Here is a 21125-nt window from a genome sequence, read left to right on the forward strand (position 1 = left end):
ATGAAAAAAGCGATTTTAATATATATATTCTTGTTCAGCCTGATGGCTGTACAGTCCTGCAAAAAATTCGAAGCCGAACCAAAGGATTTAGATACCTACGACATCATTTTCGATCCGGCAGATTTAAATGCGGTAAGGGCGCAGGAATTTCTTAATAATATTTACACCTTTCTGCCCGCAGGTTTCGCCCGTGTCGGCGGAGACTTTTTAGATGCGGCAACGGATGATGCCGTTTCAATTGTTCCTACAGCATCCATAACTTACTACACTAATGGAATTGTGAGTGTCGTTAATAATCCGGATCAGTACTTCAGTAACGCTTATTTTGGAATAAGACAGGCTAATATTTTTCTGGCGAACAGTTCAAAAATCCCTGTCCCTGCAAGCAATCCCACCCGTACAAAACGATTTAATGCAGAAGCCAGGTTCATCAGGGCATTCCTGTATTTTCAATTGTTGCAACGTTACGGTGGCGTTCCGCTTGTTGCAGATAATGTTTTCACCTTAAATGATAACCTTCAACTTAAAAGAAACACTTTTGAAGAGTGCGTAAACTACATTGCCAGTGAATGCGATGCGATAAAACCGGATTTATATCCGGATAACGATTCTAATGCAAATAACTTTGGTCGGGTGGTTCAGGGTGCGGCGGTTGCATTAAAATGCAGACTGTATCTTTATGCCGCTAGTCCACTATTTAATGGAGGCGGAATTGAAGGTGATACCGAACTTAAAAAGCTCACCGGCTATCTAACGACAGATTTGACCCGCTGGCAAAAGGTTATTGACGCTGTAACTGAATTTAAAGCCCTTGGAAGCTACTATGCTTTACAAACAGGAACAGCCGCATCTGGTTACAGAAATATCTTTATCAACAAAAAGAATTCGGAAGTTATTTTTGCCAAGCAAAGTGCGAATAATTTTGATATTGAAAATGGTAACGCGCCGGTAGGCTATGTTGGCTTTGCTGCCATCGCCGGGGGCGGACGAACAAACCCTACACAAAATTTTGTAGATGCATTTACAACGATAAATGGTAAGCCGATAAGCCAGGATATAAAATCGCCAACCAACCCAAATGGATATGATCCGGCCAGCCCTTATGCAAATCGTGATCCCCGCTTTTATGTCACTGTTTTCTTTTCCAATGCAAATACGCCTTCGGCCGCAAATTACAACTGGCTGAACAGGGCTGTTGAGACATTTGAAGGCGGAAAAGATAAGCCAAACAATAACCTGATTACACAAACCAGAACCGGCTACTACCTCAGAAAATTCCTGGGCAATTTTGTAACAGGTACAACTTACTCACAGCAAAGCCACAATTTCATTTATTTCAGGTACGCTGAAATTCTGCTGAACAATGCAGAGGCATTAAACGAAATAGGCGGACGAACAGAAGATGCCGTTAAGGAAATCATTGAAATACGAAAACGTGCCGGTATAAATGCAGGAACGGATGCCCGGTACGGGATTCCGGCAGGAATAGCGCAAAATGCATTAAGGGATCTTATCCGCAATGAACGTAGAATTGAGCTTTCATTTGAAGAACACCGGTTCTTTGATGTACGTCGCTGGAAAATTGCAAATACGGAGTTAACTAAAACCCTGACGGGGATGAAGATTACAAAAGAAGCAAATGGCTCCTTTACACATGAAATTGTGCCTGTGGTAAGCATCAATTTTCAGGATAAACTTTATCACAACCCGCTGCCTTATGATGAAACCGTTAAAAATTCAGCGTTGAGACAAAACTTAGGATGGTAATTAAGAATGTAAAAAATACATAAAATGAAAAAATTTAAATTTTTTAGCATAGTATTTTTACTATTGCTGATTACAAACTATATACATGCACAGAACAAAACCGTTAGTGGGGTAGTTCGGGATGTTCAGGGACCATTGCCAGGCGCAGTTGTAGAAGAAAAAGGGACTGCAAACAGAGTAGCAACAAATGGGAACGGAGAATATAAACTGGTACTAAAAGGTACCGGAAATACATTAGTTGTCAGGTCGGTAGGCTACGTTACGCGTGAAATTTCCATTAGCGGAAATAATACAGCGCAGATTGTTTTACAACAGGCCTCACAAGATTTATCGGAAGTTGTGGTTACCGGTTATACGACCCAAAAGAAAATAACGCTTACCGGTGCACAAAGTGCGGTTTCGGGAAATGATATCCGTCAAAATCCATCCGGCAGCTTACAGAATACACTTGCCGGAAGGGTAACCGGCTTTATTTCACAACAGCGTGTCGGCCAGCCCGGTAACGATGGAGCAGCGTTTCTGGTAAGGGGCGAATCATCACTTAATAACAATTCGGTAAATGGCGTTGCAAGTACAACAAATAACCCGTTAATTATTGTCGATAATATAGAGTATTCTTATGAGCAGTTTTCAAGACTGGAGGCTAATGAGGTAGAATCTATTACGATATTAAAAGATGCTTCTCAAACCGCGGTTTATGGTATAAAGGGTGGTAACGGTGTTGTAATTGTGACTACACGACGCGGAAAAGTTGGAAAACCAAGAATTTCCGTACGTACAGATTTTGCACTTTCTGAGCCAACCATTTTGCCGGATTACCTGGATGCATACAATACGGCGCTCTTGAGAAACCAGGCCGAAATTACAGATAACTCTTATGCACCTAACCCGTCGTTTAAGCCAACCTGGAGTGCTGCAGATTTAGAAGCATTTCGTACAGGTTCCGATCCGATAGGGCATCCGAATGTGAACTGGAAAGAAATGCTCTTTAAAAAATATGCGCCACAGTTAAAAACCAATTTTGATATCAGTGGTGGTACAGCAAAAGCAAAATATTTTGTTTCCCTGAGTTACCTGAATCAGGGTGGGAATACGAAAGATTATTTTGAAGATTCAGGCGATAATATAAACAGTGGTTTTTATAATAAAAGATTCAATTACCGCTCCAACCTGGATATTAGTGTGACCAAAAATTTTACCTTACAGCTTGATGCTTTTGGAAATATTGGCGAAATCAACAGACCGAATATTTTTTATCCAAGTACAAATGGAAATAAAGACGATATTTTTGCCGATTTCGGAAGCTATCTTGCTTTATCACCAATGGCCTATCCGATAAAAAATCCGGATGGAAGCTGGGGATATAGCCAGTTTCAGGCCAATAGTGCCAATTACCTCACACCGAATATTATCGAAAGATTAACATACGGCGGTTTCAGACGTAACAATGAAAACAATATGGTATTGTCTACAACTGCTACGGAGAAGCTCGATTTTATAACAAAAGGGTTAAGTGTTCAGGGCAGAATCGCCTATACAAATAATTATACCGTTGCCAGGAGTCTCACCAGAACAAATTTGCCATCTTATATTTTCCGTCCGGCTGTTTTAGCCGCTGATGGTTCTATTGTAACACCAGAACGGTATGATCCGGCCTTTGCGAATGTTTATACGATTGGCAGATTGGGCAATGCATATGGCACGAATGGATCGGCCGGAAGCACACAACGCAGGCTCGCTGCGCAGGCGGTTTTAACATATAGCAGGCAATTTGCAGAAAATCATCATGTCGATTTTTTAGGGGTTTACAGCTTATCCAGCAATAATGTTCGGAGCGATGATTTGACTTATAATTTTGTACCCGCCAGCGTAATCAGCAGGGTTGCCAAATTGGGTTACGATTTTAAAAATAAATACATCGTAAATGTGACGGGTACGCTCAGTGGTTCAAACCGGTTTACAGGGAAAAAGAAAAACGGATTCTTTCCGGCTGCATCAGCGGCATACAACTTAGCAGAAGAAGATTTTTTTAAAAAGAGAATTAGTTTCATCAATCAATTTAAAATGAGGGCTTCATGGGGAATCGTTGGTAACGACCAGCTCGCGCCGGGACGGCAATACGCCTATCAGCAGAGTTATGCGGCATCAACTACTAATGCGTACCGCACAAGCAACAACGGAACCATTTATTCTTTCGGCGAATCGAACGGAACCCTGTCTGCCAATACAGGTTATGCGGAAGGGGCATTGGCGAATACCAATGTAACCTGGGATAAAGAAAGACAGTTTGATGTGGGGTTAGATTTTGCTTTATTCAACAATAAATTAACAGGTTTAGTGGATTACTTTAAGTATAGACGATATGATCAGTTAATTACACTTAGTTTAATTTCTGATATACAGGGTGTACCGCTACCTCCGCAAAATCTGGGAGAATCAACCCGGAAAGGTATAGAGTTTGAATTAAATTACCGTTCAACCATCGGAAAAGAATTTGCCTATAATTTTAGAGGAACATTTTCGAATGTTAAAAATGCCGTGGTTTTCAACGGACAGCCTGTACCGCAATATCCGTGGCAATCGGCTATAGGTAAACCTATCGGTGCAGAAGCACTTTATCAGTTTCTGGGCTATTTTAGGGATATGAACGATGTAAACAGCAGTCCCACATCTACTTTTATACAAAGGCCGGGCGATTTAAAATATGCTGATTTAAATGGCGATAATGTTATTGACGACAAAGACAGAGTTGTTGCAAATTACAGCAATACCCCGCAAAATACTTTCGGTTTCCAGTTTGGCTTTAATTATAAAGGAATCAGCGCCAGCGTTTTATTTCAGGGTGCAACGAAGTTTTATCTGAGGGGTACAGAAGAAGCCATCCGACCATTTTCTGCCAATCTTCAGGCCGTTCATCAGCAGGCATGGACACCTGCACTTGGCGATAATGCAAAGTTTCCGGTGTTAACAACACTGCGATCGATAAGTGATCCCGGAACCAACTCCACCTATTGGGCAGTACCGGGCGATTATTTACGTCTACGCACGGCAGAATTATCCTACGATATTCCGACTAACCTGGTTAAAAAACTTGGGCTGCAGGGCGTAAGGTTTTTCTTAAGTGGCAACAACCTGGTTACCTGGTCGAAAGCATTTAACCTGTATGCAATTGACCCGGAGGCAACGCCCGGAAATGACAGGCAGGCATACCCGCCGTCACGCATATATAACCTGGGTATAAATGTTAACTTATAAAATTATTACAATGAAAAAGATATCCATTATATTATTGATAAGTATTATAGGCTTAGCTTGTAAAAAATCGACCTTCCTGGATAATAAATCCAATAATGCACTCAACGAAGAAACTGTTTTTACCGATAGTGTAAATGCGATCAGTTTTCTTACCCGTGTTTATATGGAGATGGGCTATTCCTATGATAAAGACAGGTATGAATCTGGCGGTACCGAACAGGCCACTGATGATTCTGAATATGTAAACCTGAATCCGGCCAGAAGACCGCTTATTCTTTACGGGTCTACCTACACGGCAGATAATACCACCATGTTTAATGAAACCTGGGTACTCCCTTATCAGAATATAAGACGCGTAAACCTGTTTTTATCTAAAATGCCGGTAATGCCTTTTAAAGAAGTTACGAAAAAAAGGCTCATTGCAGAAGCGAAAATGCTAAGGGCCTGGTATTATTATAACCTGCTGATTACTTTCGGCGGTGTGCCGGTTATCAACGATAATTTATTCCCCGGTGATGAGTTGATTACCGTGCCTAGAAATACATTCAGCGATTGTGTAAATTATGTCGTTAAAGAGCTGGATGCTGCGGCAGCAGACTTACCGGTTGATCAAACCGGCAATGATTACGGACGTGTTACAAAAGGCGCTGCATTGGCCGTTAAAGCAAAAATGCTGCTGTTTGCTGCGAGTCCGTTATTTAATGGTAATTCATGGGCGAGCGTACCGGGCGGTACAAAAAGTCCTGAGCGTATTGCAGTTGCCGGATATCCTACCTTTGATGTAAGCCGCTGGCAAAAGGTTCTGGATGCTGTTGATGCAATAAGCCCATTGGGTTATACCTTAAACGTTGAACCGTCCAATCCAAATCCCGGATTTGGTTTTTACAACATGTTTCTGCAAAGAAGAAATAAAGAGCAGATATTTTTTATCACACAACCACCTAACCGTGATTTTGAAACATTTTATCTGCCGCAAACCAGAAATGGAAACAGGCAGGGTAATCCAACTCAAAATGTGGTCGAAGCCTTCCCGATGGCTGATGGTAAGTCGATAACAGAGTCGCCATTATATAATCCCCAGGATCCCTATAAAAATCGCGATCCGCGATTCGGTTACTCGATTATTTATAACCAGGCCTTGTGGTTTAGCAGCAGTACAAACAGCAAAATTGCTGTAAATACGTATGTTGGTGCACCAACTGATGGATTTTATCAGGATGCAGGAACATCGGGCAGTTCAGGATATTTCTGCAGAAAAATGCTCGATGAAGGTTTAACCGGCAATAGCGGTACCACCAACCGGAACTGGATATTAATTCGTTACGCGGAAATTTTATTGATTAAAGCGGAGGCACTTAATGAGCTTGGCAGAACGGCAGATGCCTATGGTCCGATTAGAGAAATAAGGCAGCGCGCAGGTATAACAGCTGGTGCAGACAATAATTATGGGATGAAAGCAGGAATGACACAACAGGAAATGAGAAGCTTTATACAGAATGAAAGGCGTATAGAACTTTATAACGAAGATAAACGCTGGGATGATGTTCGCCGTTGGAAACTCGCCGAAACATTTTTTAACGGTTATAATAAATTAATAAGTCCTACAAGGGTAACCATTTCTGCACAATACCCAACAGGGTATAAATATGATGTCGTTAATTCCTTACGTTTACATGTATTTAAAGAACGCAATTATTTATTCCCGATGCAGATTAGCGAAATGCTTAAAAACACCGCATTGATTCAAAATCCTGGTTGGTAAAACGCATCTTCTAATAAATTAACAGTGCTGGTCTGTCGGTTTTCAAAAATCGGCAGACTTTTTTCTTCTGTTATTTTTGTTTAAATTAAACCCTTTGTACGCTAACCTGCAAAAAATAATTAGCCCATGTTCATCAGATTTGTTTTTGCCTTAACTGTCGTGTTATTTATAATGCCCTGTGCAAAGGGGCAGACTGAACATTATCAGTTTTCTCAGCTGAATATCTCGGACGGACTTTCCAACAATCAGGTAAGAAGCATTTATCAGGATAAAAAAGGTTTTATGTGGTTTGGTACCTTATCCGGACTTAACCGTTACGACGGGCATAAATTCCGGGTATTTAAACATAATTTTCACGATTCGAATTCGCTGAGTGATGATTTTATTTCAGCAATTTTTGGCGGGCCTGATGGTAAGATCTGGTTGCAAACCAAAAATACCTATAATATTTATGATCCGCTTACGGAGCATTTTGAGCGTACACCAAAAGCTTTTCTGGCATCTATCGGTTTGCCTGACGCAGAAATAACATCAATCAAAAATGATGGTAAAGGTAATTTCTGGTTTATTTATGCGCATCTTGGTGTATACCGGTACAATGAGAAAAGTAAATTAGCCCGGCATTTTTACAGCACCAAAGCACCCGGAAGTATTTATTCCAGTGATATTACTTCATTATCACTTAATGAGAAAAACCAGGCATGGATTGTGTACAGGGATGGTACCATCGACTTATTGGAGCCAAAGCTAAATAAGGTAGTCTATCGCTCAACTATTTTACGTAATGCCAATCAAGGTAAACCGGTATCGTATTCAGTTTTTGCAGATAAAGATAATGATTTGTGGTTTTTTACAACGTCAACATCCTTAGGGGTTTATTATTTCAGTCCTGAAAAGAAAATACTTAAACATTTCGATAAAGATAATACCAAAGATAAATTAAAGTCAAATATTGTTTACAATGTGCTTCAGGATAATAATGGTTTAATCTGGATTGGCACTGACCATGGTGGAATTAACATTATAGATAAAAAAGACTTTAAAGTAACTTACCTGTTAAACCAGGATTACAATGAGAAATCGATAGCACAAAATGCAGTTCCCTCTCTTTTTAAAGATAATATGGGTATTATATGGGCCGGAACCTTTAAGGGAGGAATCAGTTATTACCATGAAAATATTATACGGTTTCCTCAATACAAGCATAATGTTTCGGATAATAAAAGCTTGCCTTATGATGATGTGAACCGATTTGCAGAAGATGCTGCCGGTAATCTTTGGATTGGTACGAATGGCGGTGGCTTACTTTATTTCAACAGAAAAACAAATACCTATACACAATACAAACACGATCCTCATAACCCGAATACACTTTCAAGTGATGTTATTGTAAGTCTTCTCGTTGATAGTGATAAGAAATTATGGATAGGGACTTACTGGGGCGGACTCGATAGCTTTGACGGAAAAAAATTCAGACATTTTCGCCACGATGATGCCAATCCTTTGAGTATATCGGATGATCGTGTATGGAAAATTTTTGAAGATTCATCAAACCGCTTGTGGGTTGGAACATTGGCTGGCGGACTAAATCTTTTAGACAGAAAAACGCTTACCTTTCAGCATTACGGGCCGGAAATAAAGAATTCGATTACATTCGGCTATGTCCCTGCGATATTGGAAGATTCAGAAAAAAATCTCTGGGTTGGCGGATGGGGTATTAATGTACTGAATTCTAAAACAGGAAAGTTTACCTATTTTTCCAGAAATTTAAAAAATCCAAATAGCCTGATCCACAATAATGTAAATGCGATTATAGAAGATGACAGGAAACTTATCTGGATTGGAACACGGGAAGGACTTTCCGTTTATGACCCGGAAACGAAGCGGTTTAACAATCTTCGAAAAGAAAACGGACTTCCTGATAATACCATTCTTGGCCTTCTGGAAGATGATGATCATAATATCTGGCTCAGTACACCTAACGGCCTCAGTAAAATTAAAATAAGGGAAAAACAGGGGAAATATTTTCTGCGCTTTCAAAATTTCGATGATTCGGACGGTTTACAAGGTAAAGAATTCAATGAAAATGCAGCCTTTAAGACCAGTAAAGGAGAACTGATTTTTGGCGGTCCAAACGGATTTAATATTTTTAAACCTTCGAAAATACAGGTAACCAGAAACAAGATTAACCTTGCGTTTACCGATTTTCAGGTTTTCAATAAAAGTATTAGTCCCGGTGAAAATATTGAGGGGCATACCCTGTTAACCAATTCCATAACCGATACCAAAGAAATTGAATTGAAGCATAGCGAGAATGCCTTCGCTATTGAATTTGCAGCGCTAAACTTTTTTAATTCAAAAAAGCTTACCTATCAATACATGATGAAAGGCTTTGATAAGAAATGGATTGACGCGGAAAATAATATTCGAAAGGCTGGTTATACGAATTTAAACCCGGGAACCTATACGTTTATGGTCCGCGTTTTAGACCCGGAAGTTGCAGGGGCTGTCGCAAATTTATCATTAAACCTAAAAATACTTCCGCCTTTCTGGAAAAGCAACCTGGCTTATGTTCTTTATTTTCTGGTTGCATCAGGCTTACTTTTTTACATCCGCTACCGCGGGATTCAAAAGCTGAAAAGGGAATTTGCAATTGACCAGGAACGTGCCGAAAATAAGCGCATCCGCGAAGCAGAACGGCAAGATGCCGATCGGGTTCATGAACTTGATTTAATGAAAATTAAATTCCTGACGAATGTTAGTCATGAGTTCAGAACACCAATATCGCTGATTATGGCACCTGCCGATAAAATTATGCAGAGCCTTGAATCGCCTGAACAAAAACATCAGATTCAAATCATTAAGCGCAATGCCTATCGCCTGCTAAATCTGGTTAATCAATTACTTGATTTTAGAAAGCTCGAAGTGCAGGAACTTAAGTTACATCCATTACCCGGAGATATCGTAAAGTTTATTGCCGAGATTACAGCGTCCTTCACAGATATTGCGGAATCTAAAAAGATTGGTTTTGTATTTGACAGTGATATTGAACAGCTCAATACCAGGTTCGACCACGATAAAATTGAACGGATTATATTCAACCTGCTTTCAAATGCATTGAAATTTACGCCTCCGGGCGGACATGTAAGCGTTTTGTTGAGCTTGCAAAAAAATCCGGACAGCCACGAAATGCCGTTTTTAGAAATAAAAGTTATGGATACGGGCATTGGAATTGCGGATGATAAACTAACCAAAATTTTCGAGCGGTTTTTTCAAAACGATATTCCCGGTTCGATGCTTAACCAGGGTAGTGGTATCGGGCTTTCTATTGTAAAAGAGTTTGTTAAGATGCATGGCGGTGAAATTTCGGTTGAAAGTGAAATCAACCAGGGCAGTTGCTTTATGGTAAGTTTGCCTGTACGGTTAGGGGAGACCTCTTTCGGACAGATTGATGAATGTATAAAAGAAAAATTAGCCACTCAACCCAAAAAGAAATTAGATTTAAAAAAACCAACTGTATTATTGGTGGAAGATAATGAAGATTTTAGGTTTTACTTAAAAGACAATTTAAAAGAAACTTTTAACATACTGGAAGCAGCTAACGGTAAAGACGGATGGCAAAAAGCACTCGCATTACATCCCGATTTAGTGGTAAGTGACATCAATATGCCGGAAATGAGCGGTACGGAATTGTGCCAGAAAATTAAAAACGATTCGAGAACTTCTCATCTTCCTTTTATTCTTCTTACTGCGCTTTCAGAAGAATCAGAGCAGGTTAGGGGACTGGAAACCGGGGCGAACGATTACATCACAAAGCCTTTTAATTTTGAAATCCTGACTTCAAAAATTAAAAATTTACTAATCCTTCAGGATACTTTTAAAAAAACGTATACCAAGCACCTGCAGATAAATCTTCCGGATATTGAAATGGAATCGAATGATGAGAAATTTATAAGTAATGTATTGGCCTATATCGAAGCAAATATCCTCAACCAAAATTTATCTGTAGAGGAACTTAGTAAGCAAATGAACATGAGCCGGGTTTCCCTTTATAAAAAGATTCTACAGTTAACAGGTAAATCTCCTGTCGAATTTATCCGATCGTTCAGGCTTCAGAAAGCAGCACAATTGCTTGAAAAAAGCCAGCTGAATATTGCGGAGGTATCTTATGAAGTTGGGTTTAATACACCTAATTATTTTTCAAAATCCTTCAAGGCCGAATTTAAAATGCTGCCATCAGAATACATTACTGAAATGCGGAAGAAATATGCCGAAGATGTGGCATTGTAACTTTGTTCTCCTCAAGGCGTCATTCCCGATTCAATTGCGAATCACAAAGCGGTAGCTGTTTTGTATCATGCATTATTATTACTCCTGCGATAGACAAGCGTTAGACAGACGAAGTGACGACTTATCAGTGTGTAAATATAATGGTACAATTGATGGTAATGCGTTGATAATGTTTAAGTTGATTTATATGTTAACATTTCTGCCTATAATATTAACAATTTAACGCCAGGCAGTATTATACCTGTTTTAACTTGTGCAAAGATTTTAAATTACGCTATTATAAGTTTAGGATTAAACACATTAGAAGAGGCTTTCTCATAAATCAATTTATCTTTGAATCTTATCATGTTGAGCTTAGCCTGTGCTGAGCTTGCCGAAGCATCAAAACGCCCTGAAAGGTAGTTTTGATAAGTCCTTCAAAAGGCTCAGGATTACATTCGTATTTATGAGGCAGTCTCCTGCTAAATCATTCATCGCAAATATTTTAACCAAATTAATTATAATGAAAATCGATTTTTCGTATGCCTGCATTTGGCTGTACCTGTTCTTGTTTAGTTTTACGTCGAATGCCCAGAACAAACAGATTTCCAATATCAGGCTTAACCAGGTAGGTTATTACCCTGAGGCACCTAAAGTTGCAGTAATTACGGATAGTAGTTTCACATCTTTTAATGTCGTCAGAAATGCAGATAACAAGAAAGTTTTGGAGGGTAAACTCAAAAAGGTTCAAGGATTAGTTTCTTCTCAAAAAGAAACTTTTATTGCTGATTTTTCAGCCATTAATAAACCTGGTCTTTACAAAATAGAATTAAATAATAGTGGTTATTCGTCAACCTTCGAAATAAAACCTGCTGTTCACCATTCATTAGCAATAGCGGCCATTAAGGCATACTATTATCAACGCGCGTCGACAGCGCTGCCCGAAAAGTATGCCGGGAAATGGAATCGTGCGGCAGGACATCCGGATAACCAGGTGTTAATCCATCCGTCTGCGGCCAGTGAGCAACGCCCTGCCGGGACGGTGATTTCTGCTCCGGGAGGCTGGTATGATGCAGGCGATTACAATAAGTATATTGTGAATAGCGGTGTAACGATGGGTACGATGCTTGCTTTGTGCGAAGATTTTCCTGATTACGTAAAAATGGTGAACACCAATATACCGGAAAGTGGAAATGCCACCCCTGATTTGATTGATGAATTGGTATGGAACCTGAAATGGATGTTAAAGATGCAGGATCCGAATGATGGTGGTGTGTACAATAAATTAACCAATGCCAGCTTTGATGGTATGGTTATGCCGAACGTTACCCGCCTTCCGCGTTATGTAGTTCAAAAAGGAACCGCTGCAACGCTTGATTTCGCTGCAGTAACCGCGCAGGCCAGCAGACTTTTAAAGCAATACGAAAAAGATTTACCGGGCCTGGCAGATTCATGCTTAGCAGCTTCAAAAAAAGCCTGGGCCTGGGCGCTTAAGAATCCTGATATGGCCTACGACCAGCGCCTGGTTAATGAAAAATTTAGCCCCAAAATTACCACCGGAGGATATGGTGACAAAAACTTTTCTGATGAATTTATCTGGGCGGCGGCCGAACTATATATTACCACCGGGGATGCTAGTTTTTATAAAGCCGTAAACATGCTGCCGGATGAACGAATGCCTTTGCCATCGTGGGGCAATGTGAGGTTATTGGGGTACTATTCTTTAATCAGAAATGAAAAGAAGTTAATTAATCAACCTGCTAATGATATAGAAATAATGAAGGAAAGAGTCATAACAATGGCAGATCGTTTGGTTACCGGCATCATACACACACCATATTATACGGTTATGGGGCAAACCCGGCAGGATTTTGGCTGGGGCAGCAATTCACAGGCGGCAAACCAGGGCGTAGCATTAATTCAGGCTTACAAAATTTCAGCAGATAAAAAATACCTGAATGCTGCTTTAAGCAACCTGGATTATCTGATGGGACGAAACGGTACCGGCTATTCATTTGTAACCGGAATTGGCTTTAATACGCCAATGTATCCGCATCATCGTCCGTCGGTTGCGGATAAAATTGTTGAACCTATTCCCGGTTTACTGGTCGGCGGACCAAACCCGGGTAAACAGGATGGCGTTGCCCTGCCCAGCAGTATTCCTGATGAAGCCTATGTAGATAATCAGGCATCGTTTGCTACCAACGAAATTGCCATTAACTGGAATGCCCCGCTTGTTTATCTGGCTAACGCAATTGAAGCGCTTCAGGTTAAAGCGGGTTATGTTAAACGCTAATTAATTATTATTGATATCCCGCAGAAAAAAATTTACACGCGTTGTTTGGGGATTTTAATCCGCTGTCTTTCCCCGCGGAAGTGGGAATCTTAAGAACTAAGAATCTAAATTACGTGATATATTCCCGCTTTTCAACACATCGTCTGTGGCTCACAGATCATATAACCTGTTGCTTATTTCGGTCTGTGTGCCATTAAAGATGTGCGAAAGAATAAAAACCATTAAGGTATTAGGAAAATTAAGCGATTTCCAGTAATGTATCTTACAGTGTAAAATGCTAAAAGCATTTTTATTTTGATAACCTTCAGTCTAAATGGTTTTTAATAATTTAAGCGTAATAAATAGCTTTTGATTAAGGCTATAGACAATATTCCAACGCGTCCGAACAATTATGGCGTGCGATAACCGAAGCATTATTTTTGCAAATTCACTGCGTTAATTTGCGGCATCAGCGGGAAATAAACTAATATGCTGGGAAAACGATGATTTAACGACGAAAATTTAAATGAAACGTTCGTCAGCATTAATCTGCAGCCGCAGTGAAGAATTAATTCTATTTTCCCGAAAATGTGGATTGTCGACGCAAAAAAAGCCATCAACCACCATCCAACCCAATAAATAAAAAAATCCTGTCATCTTTCGATGCAGGATTTTTTTATTTTGAAGCGGAAAGCGAGGGATTCGAACCCCCGGACCTATTACAGTCAACAGTTTTCAAGACTGCCGCATTCGACCACTCTGCCAGCTTTCCATCGGCAAAAGTACAAATCCAGTTTAAATCTGCAAACTGTGTTGCGCTTTTTTTTATATAAAGTTGATAATTGCTTAACACAGAGGGAGAAAAATTTTATTTTTTGCTGAGGTTTTCCTCGATTGGCGCTGATTTCTTAAATAAATTGAAGGTCGGGCGGATGATTTTAACACTTCTTTTGCTTACATCAACGCTGGCATTAAGCTCAAACCCGATTAATAAAATCAAGGAATTCAGGTAAAGCCAAATCATAACCACAATTAAAGTTCCGATGGAGCCATAAACTTTATTATAAGAACCGAAATTATTAATGTAAAAGGAAAATCCCCAGATGGTTAAAAAAGCAAGTATTGTGGCCAGCCATGAGCCGGCACTAAACAATTTCCATTTTTTTGCATGCGATGGCCCATATCTGTATAGAATTGAAATGGTAATAAAGTATAGAACCGTTAGCAATGTCCATCTGGTAAACTGTATCGCATAAACAGCCAGACTATCTTTAATATGAAGTTCCGTTTTAATGTAATTCAATAGCAGTTCACCAATTGCCATTGCGCTGATACACAGTACAACCGATAAAAAGATAATCATGGTTAAAATAAGGGCTATCAAACGTTGTTTTAGCCAGCTTCGCGTTTCGATAATCAAGGAGGCTTTGTTAAATGCCTTCATTAAATTCTTTACACCGTTTGTGGCGAAAAATATTGCAGATAAGAAACCGAAAGATAATAAACCTTTGTTTTGATTTTTGATAATATCCTTTAACGTGGTTTCAAAAGCCTCAAAAGCATTATGCGGAAGAATCAATTCAATTAAACTCAAAAGCTTATCCTGAAAACCTGATATCGGTATAAAAGGAATTAAGGTGAAAAGGAAGATAATACTCGGAAATACGGCCAGCATAAAGCTGTAGGCTAGTGAAGAGGACTTATTAACCAGCGATTCTTTTCCGATTTCCTTAAAAAAAAAAGTGGCAACAGTGTATAATGGAAGGGGACTAAATCCGGGCAATATACAACCCTTAGTCCATTCAATAAATTTAGAATAGAACTTAAGTTTTAATAATTGCCTGTGTAACCATTCCATTAATTAATTACTAAAAATATTGTTTAACGCCATCCATAAATTTTTTCGGGGGATGACATGGTCTTCTGGTGTTTTTATCAACAAATACCAATGTTGTTTTACCAATATTGATAAGTTCTTCTTTTTCATTGTAGATTTCATATTCAACGTTAAGGCGAACAGTTGGTAACTCTTTTACGATCGATTTTACGGTTAAAACCTGGTTATAAAGTGCCGGCTTTAAAAATTTTGATTGTAATTCGAGCAACGGCAGCATCACGCCTTCTGATTCCATTGATTCGTATGTAATGCCCGAACAGGCTTCAAAACACTCTGTACGTGCGATTTCATAATATAGCGCATAATTACCATGATGAACTATACCCATCTGGTCGGTTTCTGCATAGCGAACCCTAACTTTTGTTTCGTGTACAAACATTATTTAAAGATGTTTCTTTTATTTAAAGCCTCACGGTATTTTTTTGCATTAACCTCGTGTTCTGCTTTTGTTTCTGCAAAGTTGTGGTAGCCTGAAAAATCTTCTTTGGCACACATGTAAATATAATTGTTTTTATCCCGGTTTAATACCGCATCAATGGCGTTAATACTTGGCATCATAATCGGACCAGGAGGCAAGCCTGCATATTTATAAGTGTTGTATAATGATTGTACCTGCAGCAATTTATTGGTTACTCTTTTAACTGTAAAATCATCATTTGCAAAAATAACAGTAGGGTCGGCCTGTAATAAAATACCTTTATTTAACCTGTTCAGATATAATCCTGCAATAATTGGCATTTCCTTATCATAAAGAGCTTCAGCATCTACAATAGACGCTAAGGTATAAACCTGTGCTGGTGTTAGGTTTAAACTTGCTGCCTTTTGCTTGCGGTCCGCATTCCAGAATTTATCATATTCTTTATACATGCGTTCAAAAAAATCGACAGGAGCAGTATTCCAGTACATTTCGTAGGTATTTGGAATAAACATTGCATAAACATTATCCTGGTTAAATCCGTATTTGCTGATCAGTGGTGTTGAATCTAAAACACTAATAAAGCTTAATGAATCTGCTTCGAGGTTACTGGCCAGGTAAGCCGCGAAGTTTTCCTTTTTGCGGATATTCTGGAATTTAAGTTTAACAGGCTCTTGGTTTCCTGCCTTTATCATATTAATTAAAGTCCGGTTAGTCATACCCTTTTTCAGAAGATAACGTCCAGGTTTAACATGAGCAGGCAGGTTCATTTTTCCGGCAGCCGTAGCAAAGGAAGAAGTGCTGTTAAGAATATCCTTATTCTTCAGATTATCTATTAGGGCATCATAATTTGAACCCGTTTTAATGTATAAATACTTTTGATTTTCGGTAACGTTAGGGGCAAAGTACACCTGGTAAAAGTTTAATGCAAAATAACCTCCAACAAAAATAACTATCGCTATGATAACGATTGCCGCTTTTTTTCCGTTACTCATTTTATTTTTTTCTACTTCAGTCATTATGGTAATGTGCGTAATTATTGTTGCTTATTAGATAAGGTAATGTTAATTTTTGTGCCGATGGTAACTTTGGTTACAGAATCTGCCGGCATTGGATCTTGTTTGGTAATTACGGCGTTTGCGCTATCGGTAATTTGCCCTTCGTAGATAATGCTCCCCAAAGAGAGTGCAGAACCCTTTAAGCTAAATTTAGCCTCATCAATAGTTAAACCGATTAATTGAGGGATATCAACATCCTGGTTGCCGCGCCCGTCGCCCAGAACTAAATTTATCCTTGAACCAACCGGAATGGTCTGTCCGGCCTGAATCGGTTGGCCACCAAAAGTTGCTTCTAAAACCACATCACGGCTTACATCCGCTTTATAAGTGGTATCACCAACTTTAAGCCTCGAACTTTCAATAATGGCCTGTGCCTCCCTCAATGTTTTAAATGCAATATCCGGGAATTTGGTGTTGGGAATATTGCCGGCATTTATGGTCAAATAAATGGTTCTGTTATCTTTAACAAAAGTATTCGGATCGGGGTCCTGATCAATCACAATCCCCGCAGGTTGATCTAAAATAAAAACAGAATCAACTTCATATTTAAGCCCTGCTTCTTCGAGTTTTACCACAGCATCTGCAAAAGAAAGTCCTTTAACTAAAGGAACATTCAGGCCTTCGCCGTGTTTGGTATAAAATCTCAGACTGAAAAAAGCGATAAGCAACAATAAAAATACGGTAATTATGGCTGCTAATATGGTTTTTCTGAATGATTTGGTTTTTAAGTAATCTATAAATTTAGACATGAATCTTAAATGCTGGGGTTAAACGCTGCAAACTCAAATGTAGTTAATTTAATAATTGAATAACCGAATGTTAAATTATTGAACGCCCATTTTGAAGCAAATACAATACCATCAATTATCAATTCTATTATTCAAAATTAAATATTGCCCAAAGATATTTATATTTTTGAAGATATATTTATATTCAATTTCTATTTATAATTAAGGAATTTCCACATGAAGAAAACGATTGCATTGTTAACTGGCGGTACCACAGGCGAATGGGTTGTTTCGGTAAAGAGCGCTGCTACAATTGCACAAAATATCGATAGCGATTTATATGATGTTTATAAAATCATGCTGAATGATAAAGGCTGGTTTTACGAGCCTGCAGATTCTGTTAAGATAGAAATTGACAAGAACGACTTTTCTTTAAACTTTGAAGGTCGTAAAATAAAGTTCGACGGGGTTTTCATTGCCATTCATGGTTCGCCAGGAGAGGATGGAAAACTTCAGGGTTATTTCGATATGCTGAATATTCCTTACACCACCTGCGATGCCTTAACTTCATCCATAACCATGAATAAAGGCTACACAAAGGCAATTGTTGAAGGAATAGCAAATCTATACACGGCCAATTCTGTTCAGATTTTTAAAAATAGTAAATATAACCTTAGCCAGATTAAACAAGGTTTAAGATTGCCTTATTTTGTGAAACCAAACAGTGGTGGAAGCAGTATCGGTATGAGCAAAGTTAAGCATGTCGATGATTTGGATAGTGCTGTAGAAAAAGCCTTTAAAGAAGATACACAGGTTTTAATCGAAGAATTTGTTAGCGGAAGGGAATTCTCGATTGGTGTTTTCAGCGCACAGGGTGAAGTTACGGTTTTGCCCACCACTGAAGTTATACCAACAAATGAATTTTTCGATTTTGAAGCAAAATATACACCGGGTTCTACCAAAGAAATTACGCCTGGCGATATGAATGAAGAAGAATATGCGAGGGTTCATCAGATAGTAAAAGATGTTTACAAAAAATTAAATTGCAGGGGCGTTGTTCGTATAGATTATTTTCTGGAACACGGAACCGGTAATTTTTATTTCATTGAAATTAATACCATTCCCGGGCAAACGGCAACCAGTTTTATTCCTCAGCAAGTTGCTGCGATGGGCTTATCACTCAAAGAATTTTACACCAGTTTAATGAAAGAAACTTTAGGATAGCCTTTAATAAAACCGCAAATGTATATCCAGCAACTCATAGATAAAGGTTATCCGGTTAAGGAATTTCCGAAGGATTCTATTATCTACGAACCGGGAATGCAGCCTCGCTTTGTTTATTTTATCAAAAAAGGAGAGGTAAGAATGGTTACGGTGAATGATGCAGGAAAAGAGTTTATTCAGGGTGTTTTTAAAACCGGTCAATACTTTGGGGAACCTGCATTGCTAATAAATAAACCTTATCTGGCCTATACAATTGTCAGCAAAAATTCTGAACTAATCCCGGTTGGTAAAACCGATTTCTTGAATCTTTTAAAAGATGATGCAGACTTCAGCATGAACTTAATAAAGGTTTTGAGCAACAGACTATTTTATAAATCTATGATGCTTGAAGAACTTGCAGGCGAAAAGGCAGAACATCGCCTGGAAACCATAATTAATTATTTGTTTTTGGAGGTTTCATCAGGCGAAAGTTTAAAGGTGACCCGTCAGGATTTGGCGGATATGACGGGTTTAAGGGTTGAGACGGTGATAAGAGGTGTGAAATTGCTTGCTGATAAAGGTTTGATAAATTTAAACCGGGGAAAGATTATGAAGGTTTAATCCTGCCGCAGAACATTTCTTGGTTCTTGCTGTTCTATTGATATGATGCAGATCATAATTTAAGCATTTTTCAAAGTGTAAATTTGCCTCATTAATAAAATAATCATGGCAGAGCTTTCTAAATTCCAGGCGGTATTACAGTGTAAATGTCCGCGTTGCCGTAAGGGTGATATTTTTACCGGTAGCGCTTATGCTTTCAAACTCCAGAAAACAAATATAAATTGCCCGGTTTGTAATTTGAAATTTGAACGCGAACCCGGGTTCTTTTATGTAGCGATGTTTGTAAGCTATGCGATGAATGTTGCTGAAATCATTACAATTGGCGTTGCATCATACATTTTAGGTTTACCACTTATCTATGAAAATCTTTGGTATTATGTGGGTTTAATTCTATTTGGTGTATTATTGCTATCACCTATAAATTACCGCTATTCAAGAGTCATTTTATTGCACTGGTTAACACCAGGTTTGGGATATGTTTCCGGAAGTGGCTTAAACAAGTAAACAGAAGTGTATTAAATTTATAGATTAATTTATTTGGAGAAGAATAAACTTTGTCGTCATTCCCAATTTAATTGGGAATCTTAATTCACAACACAATACGGATTAAGATTCCCGCATACGCGAGAATGACGACTTGTGGAATATTGTCTGAAAATTAATTGATTTTTATTTTTTTAAAATACCGAAGCAAATATTTGTTAAGAAAAGTATCTGACTTAAAATGAAAATTAAAGTAATCCAATTCAAGGCCTTTCCAAACGGGTCAGTAATAAAAATGAAAATTCCAATTGCAATAAGCATAATTACGATGTGGAGGTAGCTTAATATAAGCAGATTTAAATACCTCTTTAATAGTTTGTAAAATGCGCTAAAGATAAAAAGGACTACGGCCACCATTCTTAAAAACTGAATAAAACCAATAATATAATAGCTGTCTGATAAGTTTACTTCGATTGTTTTTCTGGTAACGAAAAAGGAAGCGATAAAAAATAATGTAGCGACTAAAATTAAAAAATTGTAAGGCTTAAAAATAACTGCCATTTTAAAATTTTTCTATTTTCTTAACCAAAGCCTTTACTTTTTCCACAGAAGTTAATTCATATTGATACTCATCTTCAATACTACCCATTTTACTCTCTGTATTCCTAAACTTCATACCACTCGAGACAAAAGATTTAGCGGAAGCATGAAACTCCGTGGCTCCTGAAATATCAATTAGTTCTTGAATGTTATCACTATTAATTCCGGCACCCGGCATAATAGTTATACGACCATTTGCCTGTTTAATCAATTTTGCTAATTTTTTTGCACCTTCAATTGCTGAGCTTGCTCCTCCCGAAGAAAGCACACGGACAATTCCTAGTTCAATTAAATCTTCAAGCGCTTTTTCCATATTGTTACTCATGTCGAAAGCCCTATGGAAAGCGACGGGAAGTGGTTGTGCCAGTGCTATTAATTCAGCACAACGTTCTTTATCAATGCTTCCATCTGATTTAAGTATTCCGATAACTACGCCATCGCAATTTAATGATTTGCAAATTTTTACATCTTCTTTCATTAAGTTAAACTCTATGTCGGAATATAAAAAATCACCACCCCGCGGACGAATAATTGGCCAAATTTCGATAGTTAAATTTTTCTTGGCCAGAGCCAGTTGGCCGTAACTTGGTGTTGTTCCGCCTTCGGCCAAATTATCGCAAAACTCCACGCGTTTAGCCCCGCCAATTTGAGCATTTAAGGCAGATTCATAACCATTTGCACAGACTTCTAAGCCGTAAGTTGTTGCAGGGGATTTTGAATTTCCACCGTTTAACCCCTCCGCTCTTAAAGGAGGAGCTGAATTATGAGTATGCATATATACTTAATATTTTT

14 protein-coding genes and 1 tRNA gene are annotated in these 21125 nt (G+C 38.6%); 8 read left to right on the forward strand and 7 right to left on the reverse strand.

Annotated features, from left to right (window positions below):
- From O0931_RS03750 to O0931_RS03770, 5 genes are all read left to right on the forward strand, one after another.
- Positions 1-1767 carry a RagB/SusD family nutrient uptake outer membrane protein gene (locus O0931_RS03750; protein ID WP_269414208.1) on the forward strand — a complete coding sequence of 589 codons (1767 nt, stop codon included), beginning with the start codon at positions 1-3 and terminating at the stop codon, positions 1765-1767.
- A gap of 24 nt (positions 1768-1791) precedes the next feature.
- Complete coding sequence (locus O0931_RS03755; RefSeq protein ID WP_269414209.1) at positions 1792-5022, forward strand: SusC/RagA family TonB-linked outer membrane protein; 3231 nt, start codon at positions 1792-1794, stop codon at positions 5020-5022.
- Between the two features lie 10 nt (positions 5023-5032).
- Positions 5033-6784, forward strand: a complete 1752-nt coding sequence (locus O0931_RS03760; protein ID WP_269414210.1) for a RagB/SusD family nutrient uptake outer membrane protein — start codon at positions 5033-5035, stop codon at positions 6782-6784.
- A 126-nt stretch (positions 6785-6910) separates the two neighbouring features.
- Positions 6911-11074, forward strand: a complete 4164-nt coding sequence (locus O0931_RS03765) for a hybrid sensor histidine kinase/response regulator transcription factor (RefSeq protein WP_269414211.1) — start codon at positions 6911-6913, stop codon at positions 11072-11074.
- A 502-nt stretch (positions 11075-11576) separates the two neighbouring features.
- Positions 11577-13349, forward strand: a complete 1773-nt coding sequence (locus tag O0931_RS03770) for a glycoside hydrolase family 9 protein (RefSeq protein WP_269414212.1) — start codon at positions 11577-11579, stop codon at positions 13347-13349.
- 666 nt (positions 13350-14015) lie between these two features.
- Here O0931_RS03770 and O0931_RS03775 read toward each other — a convergent pair.
- The 5 genes from O0931_RS03775 to O0931_RS03795 form a co-directional block, all read right to left on the reverse strand.
- Positions 14016-14100, reverse strand: a tRNA-Ser gene (locus O0931_RS03775).
- Between the two features lie 96 nt (positions 14101-14196).
- A complete protein-coding gene (locus O0931_RS03780) occupies positions 14197-15186 on the reverse strand; it encodes a YihY/virulence factor BrkB family protein (RefSeq protein ID WP_269414213.1) in 990 nt (329 codons plus the stop codon).
- A 10-nt stretch (positions 15187-15196) separates the two neighbouring features.
- Positions 15197-15604 carry an acyl-CoA thioesterase gene (locus O0931_RS03785; protein ID WP_269414214.1) on the reverse strand — a complete coding sequence of 136 codons (408 nt, stop codon included), beginning with the start codon at positions 15602-15604 and terminating at the stop codon, positions 15197-15199.
- Positions 15604-16635, reverse strand: coding sequence for an endolytic transglycosylase MltG (gene mltG / locus O0931_RS03790; protein WP_269414215.1), 1032 nt, complete (start codon positions 16633-16635; stop codon positions 15604-15606). Before mltG ends, O0931_RS03785 begins: the two co-directional genes overlap by 1 nt.
- A gap of 41 nt (positions 16636-16676) precedes the next feature.
- Positions 16677-17447, reverse strand: a complete 771-nt coding sequence (locus O0931_RS03795; RefSeq protein ID WP_269414216.1) for a PASTA domain-containing protein — start codon at positions 17445-17447, stop codon at positions 16677-16679.
- Positions 17448-17663: 216 nt separating this feature from the next.
- Between O0931_RS03795 and O0931_RS03800 the strand changes: the two genes are divergently transcribed.
- The 3 genes from O0931_RS03800 (at position 17664) to O0931_RS03810 (ending at position 19754) form a co-directional block, all read left to right on the forward strand.
- Positions 17664-18650, forward strand: a complete 987-nt coding sequence (locus O0931_RS03800) for a D-alanine--D-alanine ligase (protein WP_269414217.1) — start codon at positions 17664-17666, stop codon at positions 18648-18650.
- A gap of 18 nt (positions 18651-18668) precedes the next feature.
- Complete coding sequence (locus O0931_RS03805; protein ID WP_269414218.1) at positions 18669-19250, forward strand: Crp/Fnr family transcriptional regulator; 582 nt, start codon at positions 18669-18671, stop codon at positions 19248-19250.
- A gap of 105 nt (positions 19251-19355) precedes the next feature.
- Positions 19356-19754, forward strand: a complete 399-nt coding sequence (locus O0931_RS03810) for a DUF983 domain-containing protein (RefSeq protein ID WP_269414219.1) — start codon at positions 19356-19358, stop codon at positions 19752-19754.
- Between the two features lie 165 nt (positions 19755-19919).
- Here the strand turns inward: O0931_RS03810 and O0931_RS03815 are convergent, their stop codons facing one another.
- Positions 19920-20294, reverse strand: coding sequence for a hypothetical protein (locus O0931_RS03815; protein ID WP_269414220.1), 375 nt, complete (start codon positions 20292-20294; stop codon positions 19920-19922).
- Between the two features lies 1 nt (position 20295).
- On the reverse strand, positions 20296-21108 hold the full coding sequence (locus O0931_RS03820) for a copper homeostasis protein CutC (protein ID WP_269414221.1): 813 nt from the start codon (positions 21106-21108) through the stop codon (positions 20296-20298).
- Between the last annotated feature and the right edge of the window lie 17 nt (positions 21109-21125).

The organism is Pedobacter rhodius (assembly GCF_027213645.1).
GTDB lineage: Bacteria > Bacteroidota > Bacteroidia > Sphingobacteriales > Sphingobacteriaceae > Pedobacter > Pedobacter rhodius.